This is a genomic window from Empedobacter sp. EJD.6dd, assembly GCF_057369435.1.
Map to the genome: position 1 here is coordinate 99936 of NZ_CM170667.1, position 24041 is coordinate 123976.

At 30.3% G+C, this 24041-nt stretch carries 19 protein-coding genes; 6 read left to right on the forward strand and 13 right to left on the reverse strand.

The annotated features are described in order from the left end of the window. Nucleotides 1–439: 439 nt before the first annotated feature. The 3 genes from gap to AC2I98_RS00515 all read right to left on the reverse strand — a co-directional run bounded on the left by gap (nt 440) and on the right by AC2I98_RS00515 (nt 3191). Nucleotides 440–1444 (reverse strand): type I glyceraldehyde-3-phosphate dehydrogenase, encoded by a 1005-nt coding sequence (gene gap / locus AC2I98_RS00505; protein ID WP_486412698.1) that lies wholly within the window; start codon nt 1442–1444, stop codon nt 440–442. A gap of 35 nt (nt 1445–1479) precedes the next feature. Then, nucleotides 1480–2406 carry a 6-phosphofructokinase gene (gene pfkA, locus AC2I98_RS00510; RefSeq protein ID WP_486414092.1) on the reverse strand — a complete coding sequence of 309 codons (927 nt, stop codon included), beginning with the start codon at nt 2404–2406 and terminating at the stop codon, nt 1480–1482. A 131-nt stretch (nt 2407–2537) separates the two neighbouring features. Then, nucleotides 2538–3191 carry a DUF4294 domain-containing protein gene (locus AC2I98_RS00515; RefSeq protein ID WP_486412699.1) on the reverse strand — a complete coding sequence of 218 codons (654 nt, stop codon included), beginning with the start codon at nt 3189–3191 and terminating at the stop codon, nt 2538–2540. A 61-nt stretch (nt 3192–3252) separates the two neighbouring features. Between AC2I98_RS00515 and AC2I98_RS00520 the strand changes: the two genes are divergently transcribed. Beyond that, on the forward strand, nt 3253–4344 hold the full coding sequence (locus tag AC2I98_RS00520; protein WP_486412700.1) for a M42 family metallopeptidase: 1092 nt from the start codon (nt 3253–3255) through the stop codon (nt 4342–4344). A gap of 471 nt (nt 4345–4815) precedes the next feature. Here the strand turns inward: AC2I98_RS00520 and AC2I98_RS00525 are convergent, their stop codons facing one another. The 3 genes from AC2I98_RS00525 to AC2I98_RS00535 form a co-directional block, all read right to left on the reverse strand. Continuing rightward, nucleotides 4816–5142 (reverse strand): hypothetical protein, encoded by a 327-nt coding sequence (locus AC2I98_RS00525; RefSeq protein ID WP_486412701.1) that lies wholly within the window; start codon nt 5140–5142, stop codon nt 4816–4818. After that, a complete protein-coding gene (locus tag AC2I98_RS00530; protein WP_486412702.1) occupies nt 5132–5482 on the reverse strand; it encodes a phage holin family protein in 351 nt (116 codons plus the stop codon). Before AC2I98_RS00530 ends, AC2I98_RS00525 begins: the two co-directional genes overlap by 11 nt. Before the next feature lie 62 nt (nt 5483–5544). Further along, a complete protein-coding gene (locus tag AC2I98_RS00535) occupies nt 5545–5904 on the reverse strand; it encodes a YtxH domain-containing protein (RefSeq protein ID WP_486412703.1) in 360 nt (119 codons plus the stop codon). A 100-nt stretch (nt 5905–6004) separates the two neighbouring features. Between AC2I98_RS00535 and AC2I98_RS00540 the strand changes: the two genes are divergently transcribed. The 3 genes from AC2I98_RS00540 (at nt 6005) to AC2I98_RS00550 (ending at nt 8974) form a co-directional block, all read left to right on the forward strand. Next, on the forward strand, nt 6005–7204 hold the full coding sequence (locus AC2I98_RS00540; protein ID WP_486412704.1) for a pyridoxal phosphate-dependent aminotransferase: 1200 nt from the start codon (nt 6005–6007) through the stop codon (nt 7202–7204). A 132-nt stretch (nt 7205–7336) separates the two neighbouring features. Continuing rightward, entirely contained in the window at nt 7337–8356 is a 1020-nt protein-coding gene (gene murB / locus AC2I98_RS00545) for a UDP-N-acetylmuramate dehydrogenase (RefSeq protein ID WP_486414093.1), read from the forward strand. A gap of 54 nt (nt 8357–8410) precedes the next feature. Beyond that, nucleotides 8411–8974 (forward strand): hypothetical protein, encoded by a 564-nt coding sequence (locus AC2I98_RS00550; protein WP_486412705.1) that lies wholly within the window; start codon nt 8411–8413, stop codon nt 8972–8974. A 24-nt stretch (nt 8975–8998) separates the two neighbouring features. Here AC2I98_RS00550 and AC2I98_RS00555 read toward each other — a convergent pair whose 3' ends face one another. The 5 genes from AC2I98_RS00555 to AC2I98_RS00575 form a co-directional block, all read right to left on the reverse strand. Further along, nucleotides 8999–9307 carry a hypothetical protein gene (locus AC2I98_RS00555; protein WP_486412706.1) on the reverse strand — a complete coding sequence of 103 codons (309 nt, stop codon included), beginning with the start codon at nt 9305–9307 and terminating at the stop codon, nt 8999–9001. A 2-nt stretch (nt 9308–9309) separates the two neighbouring features. Next, complete coding sequence (locus tag AC2I98_RS00560) at nt 9310–10101, reverse strand: cobalamin-binding protein (RefSeq protein ID WP_486412707.1); 792 nt, start codon at nt 10099–10101, stop codon at nt 9310–9312. 100 nt (nt 10102–10201) lie between these two features. After that, the gene (locus AC2I98_RS00565; RefSeq protein WP_486412708.1) at nt 10202–14266 is read right to left on the reverse strand and encodes a glycoside hydrolase family 2 TIM barrel-domain containing protein; all 4065 of its coding nucleotides are present in this window, start codon (nt 14264–14266) and stop codon (nt 10202–10204) included. A 168-nt stretch (nt 14267–14434) separates the two neighbouring features. Next, a complete protein-coding gene (locus tag AC2I98_RS00570; protein ID WP_486412709.1) occupies nt 14435–15382 on the reverse strand; it encodes an alpha/beta hydrolase in 948 nt (315 codons plus the stop codon). Between the two features lie 47 nt (nt 15383–15429). Beyond that, complete coding sequence (locus AC2I98_RS00575; RefSeq protein ID WP_486412710.1) at nt 15430–16662, reverse strand: hypothetical protein; 1233 nt, start codon at nt 16660–16662, stop codon at nt 15430–15432. Between the two features lie 258 nt (nt 16663–16920). Here AC2I98_RS00575 and AC2I98_RS00580 point away from each other — a divergent pair, with 258 nt between their 5' ends. Then, the gene (locus AC2I98_RS00580; RefSeq protein ID WP_486412711.1) at nt 16921–17496 is read left to right on the forward strand and encodes a hypothetical protein; all 576 of its coding nucleotides are present in this window, start codon (nt 16921–16923) and stop codon (nt 17494–17496) included. A gap of 224 nt (nt 17497–17720) precedes the next feature. On the opposite strand, the gene AC2I98_RS00585 is transcribed toward AC2I98_RS00580, so the two are convergent. Both AC2I98_RS00585 and AC2I98_RS00590 read right to left on the reverse strand, forming a co-directional pair. Next, the gene (locus tag AC2I98_RS00585; protein WP_486412712.1) at nt 17721–20414 is read right to left on the reverse strand and encodes a T9SS-dependent M36 family metallopeptidase; all 2694 of its coding nucleotides are present in this window, start codon (nt 20412–20414) and stop codon (nt 17721–17723) included. Between the two features lie 356 nt (nt 20415–20770). After that, nucleotides 20771–22126, reverse strand: coding sequence for a DEAD/DEAH box helicase (locus AC2I98_RS00590; RefSeq protein ID WP_486412713.1), 1356 nt, complete (start codon nt 22124–22126; stop codon nt 20771–20773). A 109-nt stretch (nt 22127–22235) separates the two neighbouring features. Here AC2I98_RS00590 and argS point away from each other — a divergent pair, with 109 nt between their 5' ends. Continuing rightward, a complete protein-coding gene (gene argS / locus AC2I98_RS00595) occupies nt 22236–24008 on the forward strand; it encodes an arginine--tRNA ligase (protein ID WP_486412714.1) in 1773 nt (590 codons plus the stop codon). Nucleotides 24009–24041: the final 33 nt, after the last annotated feature.

Consider the following 24041-nt stretch of genomic DNA (forward strand, 5'->3'; position numbering starts at 1 on the left):
TAGGCTGTTATTTTTTTGTTTATCCAAATATAGTTAAACAAATATTTGCTACAAGTTTTTTAACATAATTATTCATAATTTTTTTTAAATTTTTCTTAAAAAAATAAATAATTGTTAATTTTTGCTATTATGTATAATAATGTATTGGCTTTATTGTAGATTTAATAAAGCTATAAAAAAGAGATAAGTATAAATTAGTTTAGATGAATAGTGCTCTTAGAACTTAATTTTTTAGTTTTAACATTTGATAAGGTTTTCGAGAAAGCTAATATCTTATCAATTGTTGATTTTTTTGGACCTATAGATTGTAATTGTTTTTTCATATTAATCTTTTTTATATAAAATCAAATATTAGTCCATAGTATATTAATAAAATATAAAAAAATAAAAGTCTTCTCAATTTGAGAAGACTTTTGTAAAATAAACTAAGTTTTTAATCTTAAATTTTTGCAATGTGTTGTACTAAATCAACCACTTTGTTAGAGTAACCAATTTCGTTGTCGTACCAAGCAACTAACTTAACGAAAGTAGGGTTTAACATGATACCAGCTTCTGCATCAAAAATAGATGTTCTTGTATCACCTACGAAATCTTGAGAAACAACAGCATCTTCTGTGTATCCTACGATTCCTTTTAAATCTCCTTCAGCAGCTTCGCGCATTACTTTTTTGATTTCATCGTAATTTGTTTCTGTTGCTAATTTAACTGTTAAATCAACTACTGAAACATCAACTGTAGGTACACGGAAAGACATTCCTGTTAATTTTCCGTTCAATTCTGGAATTACCTTTCCTACTGCTTTTGCAGCTCCTGTTGAAGATGGAATAATGTTTACCATTGCACTTCTACCACCTCTCCAATCTTTTGCAGATGGTCCGTCAACTGTTTTTTGAGTTGCAGTTGTAGCGTGAACTGTAGTCATTAAAGCTTCAACAATTCCGAATTTTTCGTGAATTACTTTTGCTAATGGAGCTAAACAGTTTGTTGTACAAGAGGCATTAGAAACAATAGTGTCTTCTGCTGTAACAGATTCGTGATTAACCCCCATTACGAACATTGGCGTATCATCTTTAGAAGGACCTGTTAATACAACTTTTTTCGCTCCCGCTTCAATGTGTTTTCCAGCTGTTTCTTTTGTTAAGAATAAACCTGTAGCTTCAACTACGATGTCAGCACCAACTTCGTCCCATTTTAAGTTTGAAGGGTCTCTTTCTGCTGTAACTCTAATTGTTTGTCCATTAACAATTAAGTTCCCATTTTCTACTCTAACTTCTCCGTTAAATTTACCATGAACTGAGTCATACTTTAACATGTAAGCTAAATAATCAACATCTACTAAATCGTTAATACCTACGATTTCAATATCCTCTCTTTCAATAGCAACCCCAAATACAAGGCTACCAATTCTTCCGAATCCGTTGATTCCAATTTTAATTTTTGACATAGTATATATAATTTCCCTTTATATTTTAAATTTGACTAGATTGCTAAAATATTAGCAACTTTGATTAATTCCATATCGATTTCGTTATGTTTTTTAATTGCTTCATCGATAGGTGTGAAGACAACTTTATTTGAGCGGATACCAGCCATTAAGTTGGTTTGACCTTCTAATAAACCTTCTACAGCGGCTATTCCTAAACGACTTGCTAAAACACGATCATGACATGATGGAGATCCTCCACGTTGAATATGCCCTAAAACAGTTACGCGGATATCATATTCTGGATGACGATTTTGAACTTGTTTTGCTAATTCGAAAACTCCACCTAATTTTTCACCTTCTGCAACGACAACAATACTCGATTTTTTTCCAGATTTTTCTGAACGCTCTAATGAAGAACATAATTCTTCAACACTATCACGTTGTTCTGGGATTAAAATATCTTGCGCTCCTGAAGCAATTCCACTGTTTAAAGCAATAAAACCTGCATCACGACCCATAACTTCAACAAAAAATACACGATCATGTGAAGTTGCAGTATCTCTTAATTTATCAATTGCATCTATTACAGTATTTAAAGCAGTATCGTATCCTATTGTAAAATCTGTCCCGAAAATATCGTTATCAATTGTTCCTGGAATTCCTATGAAAGGAACACCAAATTCTTTGTGAAAAATGTTTGCACCTGTAAAAGAACCATCTCCACCAATTATAACTAAAGCATCGATGTTATTTTGTTTAAGATGATTGTAAGCTTTTTGACGACCTTCAGCAGTTTTGAACTCTAAAGAACGTGCAGTTTTAAGAATTGTACCACCTTGATTAATAATGTTTTTTACTGAACGAGGTCCAAGCTCAATCATATCATTGTTTATCAAACCTTCGTAACCTTGACGGATACCTACAGACTTGATATCGTAGTACTTACATGCTCTTACTACGGCACGTAAGGCCGCATTCATTCCTGGCGCATCACCTCCAGAGGTTAATACACCAATTCTTTTTATATTGTTTCCCACGTTTTTTCCCTTTATTAAAATCAAATATAATAAAAAAACAGAATATTATTATAAAAGGTAGTATTAAAGATAGATTAATCTTCGTTTACAGGTTTTAAAACACCATCTGCAAAATCTCGTTGAAGAATCACAGCAATGTATAAATCTTCTCTTGTTCGTTTTGGATCATAGGTTTGCTTCAAGTCAATATCAAATGCGCCACTTGCTGCTTGGTAAAGAAATGCATTTAATCCACCACGTAATTCTTTAATAATATCGTATGTAGTTTTATCAGTTTCTTTGTAAATTAATTTGGTTAAAATTTGTCCACGAGAACTTGACATATTTTTTAATTGATTCTCAAATTGGTCAGCCAAATCTTTTTGTCGGGATTTTATAAAACGCTTTTTCTCACGTTTTTTATCCATTGTCTGAATGGTGTCTGAAACATAATTATATTCTCTTACTGTAGTTCGTACATATGGCCAAACATCACGAACACGTTTTCTTAACCATAAATAATATTTTTTTTCTAAATCTGTTTTTAGTTGAACTGAATAAAATTTTGATTCATTCAAATGAATTGTATCAAAAGGGCTAAAAGATAATTCATCAAGATTTAATGAATCATTTTTTATTTCTTGAGAAGGATTTTTTCCACCTAAATCTAATCCAAAAATTTGAGCATTTAGATTAGAAAATCCAAATATTGAGAGCATTAAAGTTAACTGATAGATAAAATATTTCATACTAGAATTAGTTCAAAAATTGTTCCTAAAATTAGTACATTTGTTAGATAAATAAACTAAAATGAGTACAAATAATTTGTTTGATCAACAATCGTTGGATTTTTTGACGAAATATTTAAATACAGCTTCACCAACTGGTTTTGAAAGTGAAGGACAGAAAGTTTGGATGGATTATATTAAACCTTATGTAGATGAAGTAAGAACAGATAATTACGGATCTGCTTATGGAGTTATCAATCCTGAAGCGAAATATAAAGTGGTAATTGAAGCCCATGCGGATGAAATTTCTTGGTTCGTAAATTATATTTCTGATGATGGATTGATTTATGTGATTCGAAACGGAGGATCAGATCATATGATTGCGCCTTCTAAAGTTGTAAATATTCATACAAAGAAAGGAATTATAAAAGGAGTTTTTGGTTGGCCGGCTATTCATTTACGTCAAGCAGGAAAAGATGAAGCACCAACGCCAGATAAAATTTGGATTGATACAGGTTGTACTTCAAAAGAAGAAGTTTTAGAACTAGGAATTCATGTTGGTTGTGTAATTACTTATCCTGATGAGTTTTTTACATTGAATGATCGTTATTTCGTTTGTCGCGCAATTGATAATAGAATGGGAGGGTTCATGATTGCTGAGGTTGCCCGCAAATTAGCTGAAAATAAAGACCAATTGGATTTTGGATTGTATGTTGTAAACGCAGTTCAGGAAGAGGTTGGATTACGTGGGGCAGAAATGATTACACAAACAATCAAACCAAATGTCGCTATTATTACAGATGTAACGCATGATACAACTACACCTATGATTACAAAGTCGAAAGAAGGAGAACAGAAATGTGGAGACGGTCCAGTTGTGTATTATGCGCCTGCTGTACAAAACAATGTACGTGAGTTAATAATTGACGCTGCTGAGAAAAATAATATTCCTTTCCAAAGAGCTGCAAGTTCTCGTGTAACAGGTACAGATACTGATGCTTTTGCTTATAGTAATGGCGGTGTTCCGTCTGCTTTAATTTCGTTGCCATTACGTTACATGCATACGACAGTTGAAATGGTTCATCAGTCTGATGTAAAAAATGTAATTGAATTGATTTATGAATCAGTAAAAACAATTAAAAACGAACAAAGTTTTAAATATCATAGTATTTAAGAATTGATTTGACTAGTCCTAAAATAGCTTGACAGTTATTAAATAAAATTTATATCCGAAGGAATTTATTTTCTTCGGATTTTTTGTATCATATTTTATGTTGTTTCCATTTTAAACCTTAAATAAGGTTTAAGTTTATGATAAAATTAATTACTAAAAACTTTTTTCTTGAACAAAAAGAAGATAAGATTATCGAAAATATCCTCACAACTTTATCACTGCGAAAGACAAATGTGGGATAGATTTATTGTATGCTTTTGTAGTTTGATGACTGATGAGCATTATAATTTTTTGATTTGAATCTTACATTATACTTCCGAAAAATTAATCAACAATCTTTAAGTTCGTTGAAAGCGGTTTTTTTCATTATAATTGAAAACGAATATTTTCACGAGAAATATTAGTCATGTTTAAAATAATAGCACAAAAAAATGCCTTACATTTCTGTAAGGCATTTTTATAAATATTTTTTTATAGTTTTTCTTCTATATATTCCTGTATTTTACTCGTAATAATAGGTACTGCTATCATAATCAATCCCGAAATAACAATTTTTGTTATTCCTTTCATTGGATATTTTTTGGAAGCTCTATCTCCAGCCCAATTTAATGCACTTTCAACTTTAGAAGAAGTGAAACTTGTATCAGATTTTAAACTGGTTACAAGATTAACTGCTTTGTTGACAAATGAATTTTCGTGCTTGTTTTCGGCAACTTTCATTTGTAATTTTAGTTTTCGTTTTGCCATTCGCAAATCGTCTAAATTTTTTATCGCAGATATTTGTTCCTTATTCTTCATCCTCGTCTTCGTCATCATCATGGTTAGACATTGCTTCCATAGCGTTTTCTACGGCAATATTTGTCAAGAAAAGTTTTAATTTCTTTCTAAATAGAATAGAAAATACCATCATTAAGAAATAAATTCCAGTTACAGCAAGAAAACCTAATCCTGTATCATTAAAATAACCTCCTAAAATAAATCCTAATGCTAAACTTCCTAATAGTAATAGAAATAAAGAAAATACGGCAATTATTAATACATAAATACCACTCGCTAACATATTACTCAGCGAATCTACGAGATCATATTTAGCTAAAGTTATTCTATTATTAATATAAACTTTTAGTTCATTAAACATAAAAATTGATTTAGTTCAGACAAATTTAATTATAATTTCTTAGGATTATTGCAAAAACGAGATTAAACTCCTACGTTTTCTTGAAATTCGTCTTTTAAATCTTCTTTTGTTTGGTTAGCTTTAGATTTTAAATCTTTTCCAGCTTCTTTAGCTTTAGAAACAAATTCATCTTTTTGCTCAGCTAATTTTGCTTTAACTTCTTCTAATTTAGCTTCTAATTCTTTTTTAGTTTTTTTCGCTTTATCAGAAAAATCATTTGCGTATTTGTCTAACTCTTTTTTGTATTTGTCAGCTTCTTTTCTTAATTTTTTACGCGTGTCTTTTCCTGATTCTGGTGCATATAATAAACCTACTACTGCTCCTATTGCTGTTCCGATTGCTAAACCTGCCAATAATTTAGTTGCATTATTTAATTTACTCATAATAAAGTTTTTTTTGAGATTAAACGTTTTTTATATTTACACTTTAAAATTACAAAAACAATACCAAAGAATTAAATTCAAAATTAAAAAATTACAATAAATGTTAATATTATCTGAAAAATCACAAAATATGCCAGCTTCTCCTATCAGAAAGTTGGTGCCATACGCTGATGCAGCAAAACAAAGAGGAACTAAAGTTTATTATCTAAATATTGGTCAACCGGATATTGAATCTCCAAAAGCTGTTTTAGAAGGATTGAAAAATTTTCCATCTAACATTATTTCTTATACACATTCAGAAGGAACATTAGAATATCGTCAAGCATTGGCAGATTATTTCACAAATCGTGGAATAGATTTAACTCCTGAGAATTTTATTGCTACTTTAGGAGGATCTGAAGCGTTATTATTTATTTTTGGAATTATTGCTAATCCTGGGGATGAAATTATTATTCCAGAACCTTTTTATGCAAATTATAACGGATTTACTTGTGAAAATGATGTAAATATTGTTCCAGTTCCATCTACGATCGAAAATAATTTTGCTTTACCAGCTGTTGAAGAATTTGCAAAAAAAATTACGGATAAAACACGTGCAATTTTAATTTGTAATCCAGGAAATCCGACTGGTTATGTATATTCGAAAGAAGAATTAAATCAATTGAAAGATTTAGTTTTAGAACATGATATTTATTTGATTGCAGATGAAGTCTATGCAGAATATTTATACACAGAAGAAGAATTTACATCAGTTTTAAGTTTCCCAGAATTAAAAGATAATGCAATTGTAATTGATTCTGAATCGAAACGTTTTTCTTTATGTGGTGCTCGTTCTGGAGCATTAATTACACGTAATAAGAAGTTCTTAAAAGCCGCTATGTTATATGCGCAAGCTCGTTTAAGTCCAGTTGAAATTTCTCAGTACATTGCAACATTAGCACATAGAAATGTAGGAACTTATTTTGAAGATTGTCGTACAGAATATTTAAAACGTCGCAATACTTTGGTAGAAGGTTTACAACAAATTCCAGGTGTTGTTTGTCCAAATCCAAAAGGAGCATTTTACTGTATGATTCAATTACCCGTTGATAGTGCAGAGAAATTTGCAATTTGGTTATTAGAATCTTTTTCATCAAATGGAGAAACTGTGATGTTAGCACCAGGAGCAGGATTTTATTCAACTCCAAATTCAGGAATACAAGAAGTTCGTTTGGCGTATGTATTGAAAGAAGAAGATTTAGTTCGTTCTGTCGAAATCTTAAAAGAAGCTTTAGAGCAATATCCTGGAACAACACGATAATTTAGAAATACGAAATTCGTTGAGTTTCTTATCTAAATAATAAATTCTGTCAGTTTGAGCCTGTCGAAAACAAATTAAAGCTTCTTCGACAAGCTCAGAATGACAACAATAATTAGAAATAAAAATTTGAAAATGGATATCATCGAAAATTATTCATTAAAATTATATAACACATTCGGAATAGAAGCGAAAGCAAAGTATTTTGCTGATGTAGCAACTATTCAAGATTTACGAAAAGTATTGGTTTTTCGTCGTCAAAAAGATTTGCCTATTTTATTTATAGGAGGAGGAAGTAATATGCTTTTTGTAGACGATTTTCCTGGAATTGTGTTAAAACTGAATTTGAAAGGAATCGAAATTATCAACGAAGATGACGATTTTGTGTACGTAAAAGCGCAAGGAAGCGAAAATTGGCACAATTTCGTTGAATGGACGTTGCAAAATGATTTCGGAGGATTAGAAAATCTTTCGTTGATTCCTGGAAATGTAGGAACTGCACCGATGCAAAATATTGGAGCGTATGGCGTAGAAGTAAAAGATTATATTGAAGAAGTTCAAACATTAGTTTTAGAAACGGGTGATGAGCGAACTTTTACAAATGAAGAGTGTCAGTTTGGTTATAGAGAATCTGTTTTTAAAAATGAATTGAGAGGTCAATTTGTATTAGTTGCAGTTACGTTTAAGTTGACAAAGAATAATCATAAGCTTCATGTTGATTATGGTGCAATAAAATCTGAATTGGAAAAGGAACAAATTTTTGATCCAACGATTCAAGAGATTAGTGCTGCTGTGATCAAAATTCGTCAAAGTAAATTACCAGATCCTTCGCAAATAGGAAATTCGGGAAGTTTCTTTAAAAATCCTGTGATTTCTAACGAAGAATTTGTTGAGATCGAAAAACTTCATCCAGAAATTTCTCATTTCAAAACTGATTCAGGTGTAAAATTAGCTGCTGGTTGGTTAATAGAACACGCTGGTTGGAAAGGAAAACGTTTTGGTGATGCGGGTGTTCACGATAAACAAGCATTGGTCTTGGTGAATTACGGAAATGCTACCGGACGCGAAATATATGATTTATCTGAACGAATTATAGAAGATGTGAAAACCAAATATGGTGTAACATTAGTCAGAGAAGTAAATATTATTCAATAATTTAAATCCCGCTTTTAGCGGGATTTTTTTGATATATTTAGTAAAACTAAATCTATGAATAAATTTATAATATTTATTTTAGGGTTCATTTTATTTGGTTGTAATAAAGAAGAGTGTGTTTATGATGATTATTTTATAAATAATCAAATAGAGGAGAAGCCTATACTTCTTATTGTTTCTGCAAATAATTCATGTGATAAATTGTATTTAAAAGGTAATTTTTATTTTAAAGTGAAAAACTACAATGTAAATAATAAAATATCTATACAAGATAGCTTTTATTCATATTCTTCTCAAAATAATCAACTCATTTTTGATTTTAGTGATAAGAAAAGAAATGGTTCATTAATATTGGATGATTCAACAAAGGTTCAACTTAAATTTTTTATGGATATTGAATTTAAAAATGAAAAATTTAGATTGTTTAAGATAGATGATGTGGGAAATTATTATGAACTTAATTTATCTATTGTTTTCGTTGTGAATTATAATAATGGAATTGTTGGTAGTTTTATAACAGGAAAAGAAAATAATAAATGGTTGGTAATTAGATACAAAGGTTTTGTTCCAAATAAAGATTATTTCTATTCAATATTTCAAAAAGCGCAGTTATTATAAATCTTGATAATTAACTCGGTCTTTTTATTCTTCTTTATTAATTTTTAATTTAGAAATACCAAGAATTAAGATAATTCCAAAAGATATATATAAAAGTTTTTCAAGAATATTTGTTACTATATTTAGTTCATAAAATGAAATACCAAGGTAGTTTTTTATAGATAATCTTATTATTGATAATAGTAATATAGAAATGGTAATGAAAATTAGATTATTACTAAAACTTATTTTTTTTCCGTGAGCAACAATAGAAATAATTAATAATAAAATATCGAATACGAAGTGAAGGACTATAATTACTTTAGTATATAAAATTAAAAAATCTGGATCCATATTTATTTATAATTTCTAATAATCTCTACAATTTTATCCAAACCATCCGTTAAAGCAGCTGGACCAGGTTGTAAAATCAATTCAGATTTTATTTCGTATAAATGGTTATTCTGAACCGCTTTTACGCTTTCGAAACCAAGACGTTGTTTTACTTTTTCAGGCTTAAACATTTTACCACACCACGAACCAATAATAATTTCAGGATTTCGTTCTATTACCTGTTCATCCAACAAAATACGGTCTTTAGCTAAAGCTTTATTTTTAAGTTCAGGAAAAGCTAATTTTCCACCTGCGATTTCAATCAAATCATTTACCCAAGCGCTTCCAGAAATAATAGGTTCGTCCCATTCTTCAAAAAAAACTGTTGGATGATAGGGAAGAAGTGAAGCTTGTTGTTTTATGGTTTCAATTCTTTTTTCATAAGATTCAACTAATTCCAATCCTTTATCTTGACAACCAATTAAAGAAGTAAATTGAATAATCATATTTAAAATTTCTTCAACTGTTCTGTGATTAAAGATAAACACATTTACTCCTCTTTTGATTAATTCTGCTGCAATATCAGCCTGTAAATCAGAATAACCAATAACCAAATCAGGTTTTAAATCAATGATTTCTTCAAATTTTGCATCCAAAAAAGTCGAAACTTTTGGTTTCTCTTTTCTTGCTTGCGGAGGACGATACGTAAAGCCACTAATACCTACTAAACGATGTTGTTCGTTGATATTATACAAAATCTCGGTTCCTTCTTCGGTTAAACAAACAATGCGTTGTGGATATCGATTTGAAGACATTTTTTAGTGATATTAAATTGAAATATAAAGCATAAAAATAAGAAATTCATACCAGTATTGCATGATATGAATTTCTTTTAAAATTATTAGGAATAAAATTTTAGTTCACTAAAACACCAAATTCTGATCCAGCAGCATAATCTTGTCCATTTTGGGAACTTAAAGCTGTAAAACGAATGTATCTTCCGCGAATTGGTTTGTCAAATAAAATTGTTTGTAGTTTAGTGTTTTTTTCGAAAGAACCTTCCTTAATCGTATTGCTCCAGTTTTTACCATCTAAACTAATTTGAATTTTATAGTCTTTGATATTTCCATTGACACCATCTTGGCGAGGTAAGTACGTAAATCCTTTCATCATTTTAAATTCTCCTGCATCAAAATCAACCCAATGCGGATATTGAGCAACTGTTACAGAGTACATGGTGTGCCAAATAGAGTTTAGATTTCCATCAACCAGATTTGCAGCATCTCCTTCGCCAGTTTCTTGACTTGACGCAAAAACAACTTGTAATGGAATTGTTTCTATTTTTGTAAATTTAGACGAAACTTTGATATTTGGATTATTCCTATCCCAAGCAAGTATAGTGTTAGTGTCTCTTAATTTGAAAGGTTCTGTATACTTCGTTTCTTTATGATTTCCGATTTTATAATACAAATCTGCGTTTTGATTTTGGCTCATAATTGTAACTTCTCCAACTTTATTGCGCGTAATTACAAGTGGTGAATCTCCAGCTCCTTTTACTTTTGTTTGAGTAGAATAGTTACTATTTTGAATTGGGCGAATAATAAACCCAAAAATTGTCGCATTTGGTTTTACACGATCTTGTTCCAATGGCGGTCCTTGTCCACAACTGTTTCCTCCTAAACCTGTAACACCCGCATCTAAATGCATGTATGTTCCATTACTTTTTGGTAATTTATGTGGATGAGAAGCTAAAGTTAATTCTAATTCGCTCCAAGGTAAAACAGAAGTCGACATTAAATCTTTACTTACAAAAACAACTCCATTTCCAGAAGCATCAGTTAAAGAACTCCATCGTACATCTTCGTTGTTACTCATACTTTGTGGATTTGGCCAATTTACAAATTGATCTTTCACTGTACTTTTATGTAACTCGATATTTTGAGCTGTTTTACGATCGGCGTAATTATTAATTGGACCACGTCCATAATAATTATAGTTACTTAAATTTTCTGGCAATTTTAGTTCATAGCCTAAACGTGCTAATGCAACAGATTCATCATTTGAAGTAATACTTGATGATAATTCGATAGAACCATCTGCATAAATTGTCCAAACTTGATTTGAAGTGAATTTGAAGTCATTTTCACCCAAAGTTTGATCTTTATGTTCTTCTAGTTTAAATTTTCCAGATGTACCTCCTAATAATGTAGCACTATTTGGAGCTTGAGATTCTACAACGTAAGATAAAACAATAACTCCGTCTTTTCTTGCGTACGCAGTAGATGATAATACATGATGTTTTAGATTGTGTAAACCTTTTTGAAACCATTGTTGATAAGCCCAGTTATCATTATCCATTGGCGCTCTAAATGCATCTAATTTTGGACCTTCACCATCTTTGATAATCGTTTGATTATTGTAATTTAAACTATAAATAGTTCCGGTTTGGTTATCAAATTTTACAGAAAAACCTTTACCAGAAATCGTTTTGAATTTTTCAGTATCTGTAACTTTAACCTTTTCTGATTGTTGAACTTCTTCAATTGTAGGAATTTGTTCTGCGGCTTTCACAAAAATTTGTTCTTCCATTTGAACATAATCTTTTTTCGCCCACAATTGATCTTGATTTAGCTTGAATTGAATTTTTACAAAATATTCAGATGTAGGTTTTAATTTTGATTGATTAATTGGTAGGCGAACGATTTGTTTTTCTCTTGGTCCAATGATTTTTTTAGGTCCAATAAAAGCTGTACTTCTTTCAATTTCAATTCCGTCTTCATATAAAGCCCATTCTGGTGTAAAATCTTCCAAAGAAATAAAATAGTTTTTATTGAATATCTCAATTTCACCATTTAGAATATTTATTGGTTTTACTCCAACATTTTGGTACACTTTTTTTACTTCCCAATATGCAGGTTTTTCTTTTCTATCAGCGAAAATTAATCCATTATTTACAAAAGTTCCATCATTAGGTTTGTCACCAAAATCACCACCATAAGCAAGAAATTTTTCTCCAGTTTCTTTATCATAGTAATACATTGCTTGGTCTACCCAATCCCAAATTGCACCACCCATAAAGAAGTTAGTCGATTCCATAGCTTCCCAATAGTCAATCAAATTTCCTGAAGCATTTCCCATTGAATGTGCATATTCGGAAATATGGAAAGGATATTTTAAATTATAATTTCCTTGTACAGCATTACGAACCCAGCTAATAGAAGGATATTGATTAGATCCCATATCTACAATTGCATTGTTACGCTCATATTGTACTGGACGAGAAGTGTCTACTTTTTTGATCGCATTGTAAGCTTCAACAAAATTATTCCCAGGTCCAGCTTCATTTCCTAAAGACCAAATGACAATAGAAGGATGATTTATTGTCGCATGAACCATTTCTAAATTTCGTGCAACGTGTGCATCTTTCCATTCTTTAGGATGAGATAAAGAAGCTTCCCCGTAATAATATTGATGACTTTCTAAATTAGCTTCATCCTCTAAATAAATACCATATTTGTCACATAAATAATACCAATACGGATCATCTGGATAATGTGAATTACGAACATGATTGATATTCGCACGCTTCATTAGCTGTATTTCCTCTTCCATTTGTTGACGAGTCACAACTTTACCTTTTTCAGGATTTGTTTCGTGACGGTTAACACCTTTCAGCTTCACTGTTTTTCCATTTACATAGAAATAACGTCCAGCTAATCCAAATTCATCATCTTCGGACTTAGTATCCTTAATTTCAACTTTTCTAAACCCAACATTTGTCGAAATAGTTTCGATTGTTTTGTTTTTAGCATCTTTTAATTCTCCAACTAATGTATAACGATATGGACGCTCGGCAGACCAAAGATTTGCATTTTTCAGTTTTAGCGTTTGCTTGTAAATAGAAGAAGAATTAGGATCGATTGTTACAGCATCTGAATTGAAAATATATTCTGTTGTAGCTACTTTTTCGGTTTCGTCACTATATAATTTATTTTGATAAAGTGTGTAAGCAATTTTATAACCTTTTGCAGCTTTTTTAGTTAAATTTTGGATATCAGCCGAAATATTTAGTTCACCATCTTTGTAGTTATTTGTAACTTCAGGAATTGCAACAATATCTCTAATTTGAACTTTTGGTTTTGAAGTTAACGAAACTGTACGGAAAATTCCTGGTAGTCGAAACATATCTTGCGCTTCTAAAAATGAAGCATCCGAATTTCTGTAGACTTCGACAGCAACAGAATTTTCTCCTTTTTTATTAAGAAATGGTGTGATATTAAATGATGCTAAATTTCGAGAGTTTTTGGAGAAACCAACATATTTTCCATTAATCCATAAATAGAAAAATGAATCTACACCATCAAAATTGATGAAAATCTCTCGTCCATCCCAATTTTTAGGAACATCAAAAGAACGTTTATACGAACCAACTTCGTTTCGGTAAATATAAGTTGTCCAATCTTTGTTAGGCTCTCTCATTACACCACCTCTCCAATCATCAACTTTTACAGCGTGTTGAAAAATAACTTTTTGATTGACATAAATTGGAACACCATATTTTAAATCTCCATTTTTCTGGATTCCGAAAATATTCCAACTCATTGGAACAGGAACATCGTCCCAAGTAGAGGTGTCAAAATTGTTTTCGTAAAAATTTTTAGGTCTTTCGTCAGGTGTTTTTACCCAATTAAATTTCCAAGTACCGTTTAAATTCATCCAATATGGACTATTTTCTGGTAAAAGCTTTACAGCTTGATTTTGATTTTCGAAAGAGAAGAAATAACTCTTAGGTAATTCTTTATTAAAGGATAAATTCATTGGAGATTCCCATTCGTTACCGTCTGGAGAATCTTTAGATCCATAATTGAAACCACCTAAACTGTGAGTAAATGGATTTTCGATTGTGGAGTTTTGAGCAAAGCTCGCCTGTACAAGAAGTGCAGTTGCAAAAACTTTGCTGTACTTTGTAATAAGATTCATTTTTCAATAAGCTTTTAATTCACATGTTCTAACAAAGATAGATGTTGTTTTTTAAAAGCTGTCACATAAAAAAGACTTGTTTTAGGGCTATTTTAAAAAGATATTTATATATTATTAAACGTTTTAAATTACTTTCTATCGTGATGAAAGTTGAACAATTAAACATTTTTAGAGCTGTTTAATTAACCATTCTTCAATAATTTTAAAGGATTCTTCATATTGTTCAATCCAAGGAAAATGGCCAGATTTATCAATTATATATAAATCTGAATTTGGTAAAGCATGATGTAGTTTTTCTACCTTTTTAGGAGAATTATTAGTGTCATATTTACCATTGATAATTAAGATTGGAACTTTTATTTGATTGAATTTAGGTTGATAAGGAATGTAATTTTTTATATTATGTTCAGTTGAGTAAGAATTCACTTGATTTGAAACTTCTCTTCGTTTACCTATTTTTATTATAGAATCATAAATAGGTTTTACTTTTTGAAAAGAACTTTCATCATAACACCACCATTTAAGAGGAGCATAAGTCAAATCTCTACCCAAAGAATCTGTTTTAGTTTGAAATTTTAACATATAATCCCAATCATTCACAACTTGTTGAAACCATTTTTCTGTATTCTTTCGTTTCATTTCAAAAACTTTTCTATCCTCAATAATTTCTTCGTAACTATCTATGTATCCAGTTCCAGAAAGAATCAATCCATTTACATGTCTAGGATAATCTACAGCATATTGCAATGCTAAAGCACTTTGATCTGAATGCCCAAATAACCAAACCTTATCAGAGTTTAATTTTTTTCTTAAATCATTAATTTCTTGAATTAGAAATTTATCTTGATATTCATCATATGTAGGAGGAGTGTCAGATTTTCCTATTCCACGTGCATTATAATAGACAACAGTAAAATATTTTTCTAATGGTTGAAGTGAGCCTTCATATGCTATTTTACCAGAAGTAGGATGCCCTACAATTAAAAGAGGTCCTTTTCCTTTTATTGTATATTCTAAATGATACTTTCCAATTTTATTTAAATATGTGCCTTGTTCGATTTTTGAATGATTTGAACATGAAAATAAGAAAAATATAATATAAGCAAAGCTTCTCATGAAACTAAGATAAGTAAAAAAAACTTTCTAAATGAAAGGTTTATATATTACAAGAAAATCATAGCTTGAACGGTAATCATATCATCCATATTTTTTGGTTGATCAAAAGATTTTTGATATTCTACAGAAATTTTAGCATTTTGTCCGTCCACATACCAATTTCCACCAAGTTTTAATTCATTTGCAGGTTTTATTAATCCTTTAAAATCACGATAAGAATACGCAACATAAGGCTGAATTCTATTGCGGAATTGACCTTCACCTTCTTTTATATTTTTAGGTAAAAGATAACCTACATGACCAGAAAATTGGTTTCCATTACCTACAACATTTCCTTGTAAATAATTATCACCCATTTTCGAATTTTGGTATTTTAGATACGCAGTAATTGATGAAGACTGACCAATAGGTGCATCATAAAAAGCGTCAACAGCGATGTGTGTTACATTTTTTCCAACTAGTTGATCATTTTCTTTCTTAACAATAGCTTTATTCTGATTAAAGAATCCAGCTCCAATGTTAAATACTTTTTTTGTGCCTAAATACGTTCCAACTCGTGGAGGTAACATATTCGATTCTTGATCCAAAAATTGATAATCAAAATATCCAGAAATAGCATATTTTCCTTCTTGTAGAATAGCTTTACCTAAATATTTTTCTTCTCCATTTTCTAGCTTAGTGTTTGAGTTTCCGACTAATGTATTTGTAATAGCATCGCTTAATTGTAATCGATAATTTAATTTTCCTAATCGTCCTTTTGCAAAAATACCTAAATGACTTCCAAATTGGTCAGATAGACCTAGAGTAGAAGCATCGGCACGATTATTATCTAATGTTAACATATTAATCGTACCTTGTCCATTACCACGAGAAATTCCACCAATATTAGCTAATCCCGCACCAATATGTAAATTGTCTGTAACTTTGTATTGACCATACATTTCATGTAAGAAAAGAGAAACATCAGAACTTTTTCCCATTGGAGAAAGGTTATTATCATAAATTCCGTTTGCACCAAAATGGGTTACAATCATAAAGCGATCATTAACTTGAGAATATGCCATTATACGTGCTCTTTTTACTGAAAAACCATCATTTTGATGCTTTCCTTCATAATCTTGAAACCAAGTTTGTCCCCAAAACATAAAACGTATATATTTATTTCCTTCAGGATTTAATTTTATAACCATTCCGCCATCATATTCAGAAGCGAATTGTGCATTAGTAGTAGAAAGGCCAATTGTAGCCAAAATACTGGCAGCGAATAATATTTTTTTCATCTTATTTGAAGTATTATGATAGAATTAGAAAAAGTAAAAAAGAGACTTTATAGTTCAATTTTTTATACATTTAAATGTGCTGCAAGTTAAAAATAGTTAAATTGATATAATTATTAAAATTTATCAATTGTTGTCATAAAAAGTAACTTTACAACAAGTCTTTATATTAAAATTGAACAAAATATGGTTAAATTATTTTAACATGATTTTAAGGTTTTGGCATAATTTGTGTCCTTTAACTCGTAAAATCAACAAATTATGAAAAAAGTATTTTTAACATTAGTGCTTGGAGTATTTGCAACTTCAGCATTTTCACAAGAAATTAAAACTCCTCAAACTTCTGCTAATGTTGGATCAACACCGATTAAACAAGGAAATTGGTTAGTAGGAGGATCAATTGGTTCTTTAGGATACTCTTTTGAAGGAGAAAACTTTAATATTAACTTAAATCCACAAGCAGGATATTTTGTTTCTGATGGAATTGCAGTTGGTCTTACAACAGGATTTGGTTTACAAACTGTTAAAGGAGGTGATAATATTTACCAATATAAATTAATGCCATTTGCGTGTTATTATTTTCCAGAAGGAGCAAGTTCTACAGGACGATTCTTTGGACAAGGTGAGGTTGGTATAACAGGAGCTAAAAGTGGTGGAGTTTCAGATACATCATTTGGTTTTGGGATAAATGCAGGTTATGCACACTTTGTATCGAGAAATGTAGCGTTAGAAGGAATGGTTGGATATAATTATTCAAAATCTAATTTAGCAAACGCACAAGCACAAAATGGTTTAGGGATAGCTGTAGGTTTCCAAATTTATTTGGGGCATAATTAATGAAAATAGAATAAATAAAAAAGCAGGTTAAATTTTTAATTAACCTGCTTTTTTATTTATTCTATTTTCAAACCTAAATGTTGTACTAATCCAATCAAATTCTCTTTTGAAAAAATGGCTCCTTTCAATTGATTTTCATTAGGATTAATCCTAAAATTATAAGATGTTTTAGGGCGGGACAATTAATATAAAAAGAGCCGCTTTTATAAGCGGCTCTTTTTTGGTTATTTTTTAATGATTAATTTTTGAGAATGGCTAATTTTTTCGCCATCTATTTTAATCACATAAACTCCATTTGCTAGGTTTGATACATGAATAGATTTTTGATGAGCAGGATTGTAATTTAAATCTTTTACCAAAATGCCTGTCATGTTATAAATTTTAATATTGTAATTTCCTTTTAAAGTTTTAGCATTAATAAAAATTTCATCTTTTGCAGGATTAGGAGAAACAATTAGTTGTTTATCCTTGTTGATTTCTGTTGTAGTAAGTTCACATTCTTTTGGGACGTTAAAATTTTCAACTTGATCATGAAGATCTGGATTAGATTCTCCAGTATTATTATACCAAGCACCATTCAACCCACCAGGAGAAGCATTAATTCCTAAACCTCTTTTTGCAAAAGAATTCCAAATTAAACATTTATTTTCTCCACCTGTTTGTACTTCATCAGCGGCTAAAATAGCATCACGTCCATCTATAAAAGAAGGGTTACATTTTTGTAATTTCATTCCATCCATTACAAGTTGTAAAGCTCTTGCTGTTCCACTATTTTTATCTGCAGTAATATCGTTATTGTAACCATATTTTTCTACATAATTCCATGTTAAATCCCATAACATTGTAGCCCATACAAAACCTATACTATGAACATCTGGAGCTGTACCAATTGTTACTCCAAACATACTTGCAGGAACTTCCATTCCGTTTGTTTTACCATACGTAAAATTGTTAATATTAAAATCAGGAGAATATTTTGCTGGTCGAATACCTAAACCTGTTGTTTCTTGATTAACTGCATAAGAACCAATACCTCGAGGTATAGTTTTATTATCTGTAGGTTTTAAAGTAAGCATTAAGGCTAAATAATCTGACCAACCTTCGCCCATTTGTTCATTAGATTCAGTGTACATTAAACAACTACCATCTCCTAAGCCTGTTAAACGATTTGAAATTCCATGTGTATATTCATGTGCAATAATACCATTATCTAAGCTGCCATCAGGTTGAGCTACTGAAGAAAAGTCTTTACTAAGTGTTACATTGATATTTGAATAAGTGTTTAAAGCAGTTACTAATTCTTCACCTCCTTTATGATCAATAAGAACTGAATAATATGCTGGAGCTTCTGGATCAAGCGCTCCAGAACCAAAACTGCCGATAGTTTGTGAATCTGTCGCATTGTAATAAATAATTGCTTTTGCACCAGTATTAATAGCATTGATATATTTTTCTTGAAAAGTACAGTCACCTCTTTTTATTAGTGCAATTTTATCTTTTAAATTCTCAGCATTTGTTATCTCAGAGCATCCATTTTCTGGTAATGCAACAGCAATATCTCCAGTAATACCTTCTTTTGGAAAGTCTAAAATATCTGCTGGATAAGCAGTGTTAGTAGAAAAATTTTCAATTTGTTGAGGAGAATTTACTTCAATTCCACTTACAAATTTGGGCGACCATAAATACATTTGCATTTTACTAGGATTACCATCACTACCTACTTGGAAATTTGCGTTATTGTAACCTCCACCATCTCTAGCCTCTGCAATAACAAAATCGTTTTCTTCACCACCCTTGTTGTTATTATTGAATTGAAAATTTCTTGCAGTTTCTGTAAAACCAAATTGATAAGCAATGTCGTGTAAGACATTATTCATATAAAATAGATTGGTAATAGATGCATCTCGATACGTTGAAACTGGAGAATTTATGTCAAACGAAAAATCAAAGTTTTTATCAGTTCCACCATGAGCAAGTTGACTAAGATCCATTAGATTATCTTTCCCTTCTTCGTCTGAATAAGCAACAACATTATTTCCTACAGTGTATTCTTTAAGATCTTCAAAATCAGGATTTTTTGTGTCATTCCATCCAAAAGGGGCAAAAGAATCATTAAAAGGTTCGTTTACAATACTTCTATTTCCAAAAGTTGGAGCTTCAACAGGCAGTTTAAAAACATTATATTTTGCACCAACATAAGTTCGACTGTTTATTGATTTATTTAAAGGAAAAGCAACAGTTTTTTTTGCATTTTCTGAATCATAATCTTGTGAAAGAAATAAATCTTGTTTATGGAAATGATCAAAAATAGTTGTGTTTAATTGAAATAAAATTTCAGAATTATTAGCATCTACAATTGCTAACCAACTATTAGAGGTGCCTTTTTCATTGAATGTAATTTTATAGGCTAATCTGGCTTCATTTTCCTTTTGAAAATAAACTAAGTCAGTTTTGATATTTTCAGATGGATTATTTTTTAATAAGTTTCTCGGGGTAGTTTCTCTATTTGATTTGTAAGACGAACTGTCTTTTAATTTTATAGAATTTGCAAAAACTGTAAAAGCATTAATTTCGCTAATGCTTGGTTTAGCTTTAGCAATTTTATTAACATTAATTGTATTACTAAATCCATTAGCAACATAATTTATCTTATTTTTTTTAATAAAGAAAGTTGCTGATTTACTAAATAGAGGAATACCATCAATTTCTTGTTGCACGACAACAACATCACCTTTTAATGATTCTGAAGTATCTACATTCGAAATTTTAAATTCCTTTAATTGGAAAGGTGTTTTTGATAAACTGTTTTCATTTCTAAAATATGCAGAGATGTTTTCTTCATGAGTCTGTGCGTGTACAAATGCAAAAGATAGAAGTGTTGGAAACAGGAGTAAAGCTTTAAATTGATTTTTTTTCATATTATTTTATAGTTAATTATATTTTTCTAATTTAATAAAATAGATGAAATCTTATGTAAGTATTTCAGAATTGATTGATATTTAAATAATTATTCTAAAAAAACAAGTTTTAAAGAAAATCATTTTATAAAAGAAAAATTAATAAAATAATTAACTATCGTTCGTTAGTTTTTTAATAAAGTAAATAAAATAAAAGAGTGAACTTATTATTTTATTTAGCATTATGTTTTTCTAATAATTGTTTTATTATGAGGAATTATATATTTTTTTTGATAAAAAAAAATGAAAGAAAATTACTTTATTGATTATAAACAGATTTTAAAATAAGAAAAGCGCTCAAATAGAGCGCTTTTTATTTATTTCCCTTTTTTTCGGGCTTTTGCTTTTTGCTTTTGTTGGCCACGATTTTTAGGTTTTGATTTTGGTGGTTTACGTTTTGTAGGACCTCCTAAATTCACCTTTTTATTTTTATCTTTTTTCTCGTGAAATGCTGCACCTCGTTCTTCAACTTTTACAGTCGTAAGTGCTTTCATTTTTACAACATCTTTTTCAAACTCACGTTTTACAGGATTTATTTTTACTTCATCTTCTGGGAATGGAAGTTCTTCTATCTTTTTATTCATCAACGCTTCGATTTCATCTAAACGTTCAACTTCTTTTTCTGAAAAGTAAGAAATCGCTTCACCTTTTTTATCTGCACGACCCGTACGTCCAATTCTGTGAATGTATTGTTCGGGAACTTCAGGTATTTCGAAATTGATGACGTGTGTAACATCCGGAATATCCAAACCACGCGCCATGATATCAGTTGTGATTATTCCACGGTATTCATCTCGAGAAAAGGCTTCCATCGTTCTTAAACGATAATTTTGAGATTTATTTGAATGAATTACACCAAATTCATCTGGATAAATTTCGTCTAAATGATTAAAAATTAAATCAGCATGTTTTTTATTGTTTGCAAAAATTAATACTTTTTCAAACTTCGCTTTATCTTCTAATTGATACGTAACTAAATTTAATTTTGTATTAAAATTTTCTACTGGAATTGCTGTTTGCGAAATTTTTTCTAATGGTGTTCCAGAGCGAGCTAATGAAATTTCGATTGGATTTTTAAAATATTCGTGCAACATGTCATCTACTTGATCAGTCATTGTTGCAGAAAATAGAATATTTTGACGTTTGTCGCTCATCATTGTAAATAAATGAATCAATTGTGGACGAAAACCTAAACTTAACATTTCGTCAAATTCGTCAACTACTAATTTTTTCATTTCTTTGAATGATAAAACATTATCAATCGCCAAATCCAATATACGTCCAGGAGTTCCGACCAAAATATCAAGTCCTTCGTACACCAATAATTTTTGAGTGTTAATGTTTACACCACCATAAATTCCAAGAATACGAACATTAATAAATTCTGTTAATTGTTCTAAAATATCTGTAACTTGAACAACTAATTCGCGTGTCGGAACCAGAATAACAATTTTTGGTTGATTCGTTTTAGAATATTGATAAGTATTTAACAAAGGCAATAAATAAGCCATTGTTTTACCTGTTCCAGTTTGAGCAATTCCCATTATGTCTCGCCCAGAAAGAATCGGTCTGAACGATTTTTCTTGAATTGGAGTAGGGTTTGTGATATTCAACTTTTCTAAAGCTGAATTCAATTGTTTTGTTAATTCGAAATCCGCGAATGTAGCTTTCATTTTGCAAAGATAAGTTTTCTTGACGAATTCTTAAAAACTCAAGAAGCAATCCGTTCAAATTCGTTGAAACTTCGTACTTTTGCATTTCGATTAAGTAAAAAGGAATAAAATGAGTTTAAAGCAATACATCACACAAAATGTTTTAGAAGCAATTCAAAACGTTTATCAAATTAACCCTGAATCTGTTGAAATTCAGTTCACAAGGAAAGAGTTTGAAGGTGATTATACATTGGTTGTTTTCCCATTAATCAGAACTTTGAAAGGTAAACCAGAAGAAATCGGTACTAAAATCGGTGAAAATTTGGTCGAAAATAATAAAATTACAGCATTCAATGTTGTAAAAGGTTTCTTGAATATGAGTTTAAATTCAGCAGAATTTTTAGAAAACTTTGCTCAAAATGCTCAAAATTCAACTTTCGGAATTACAAAAGTTGATGAGAATTCAAGAACTGTAATGGTAGAATATTCTTCACCAAATACGAACAAACCACTGCATTTAGGACATGTTCGTAATAATTTGTTAGGTTTTTCTGTTTCTCAAATTATAGAAGCAGCAGGAAATAATGTAATCAAAACACAAATTATCAACGATCGTGGAATTCACATTTGTAAATCGATGATTGCTTGGGAAAAATTTGGAAATGGTGAAACGCCAGAATCTACAAATATGAAAGGAGACCATTTGGTTGGAAAATATTATGTAGAATTTGATAAACATTACCGAGAAGAAATCAAGGAATTGATTGCCCAAGGAAAATCGGAAGATGAAGCAAAGAAAGAAGCTCCAATCTTCTTAGAAGCACAAGAAATGTTACGTCAATGGGAAGCACATGAACCAAAAGTAATTGAGCTTTGGCAAAAAATGAATGGATGGGTATACGATGGTTTTGCGAAAACATACAAACGTCTTGGTGTTGCTTTTGACGAATATTTATACGAATCAAATACGTATATTTTAGGAAAAGATATTGTTGAAGAAGGTTTAAATAAAGGTGTTTTCTTTAAAAAAGAAGACGGTTCTGTTTGGATTGATTTAACAGCAGAAGGTTTGGACGAAAAATTAGTTTTACGTTCAGATGGAACATCAGTTTATATTACACAAGATTTAGGAACGGCTGTAGAGCGTTTCAAAAATAATCCAACGTTAGAAGAATTAACGTATGTTGTGGGTAATGAGCAAGATTATCACTTTAAAGTTTTATTCTTAATTCTTAAAAAATTAGGTTTCTCTTGGGCAGATGCTTTACATCATTTATCATATGGAATGGTAGATTTACCAAACGGTAAAATGAAATCTCGTGAAGGTACTGTTGTTGACGCAGACGAATTGATGGTTGATGTGTATGAAACAGCTAAAGAAATTTCTGAAGAGTTAGGTAAATTAGATGGTTTATCGGAAGATGAAAAAGCTGAATTATACGAAACGATTGCAATGGGCGCTTTAAAATATTATATATTAAAAGTAGATCCGAAGAAACGTATTTTATTTGATCCAAAAGAATCTGTAGATTTTAATGGTAATACAGGACCATTTATTCAATATACTTTTGCGCGTATTCAGTCTTTATTGAGAAAAGAATCTCCAAAAGAGTTTAATGTAAATGCAATTGAATTGAATGATGCAGAAAAAGAAATTATTCGTGCATTATATGATTTTGAAGATACAATTAATAAAGCAGCTTCAGAAATGAGCCCAGCATTAATAGCAAATTATGTGTACGAATTGGTGAAATTATTTAACTCATTCTACCAAAATAATCCAATCTTGAAAAATGATGATGAAAATGTGAAAAATTTCCGTTTATATCTTTCTCAATGGGTTGCCAATACAATTCAAAATTCATTACGTTTATTAGGAATAGGAGTTCCAGAAAGAATGTAATTAATTATAAAAATAACAAAAAGCCTCGTTTTA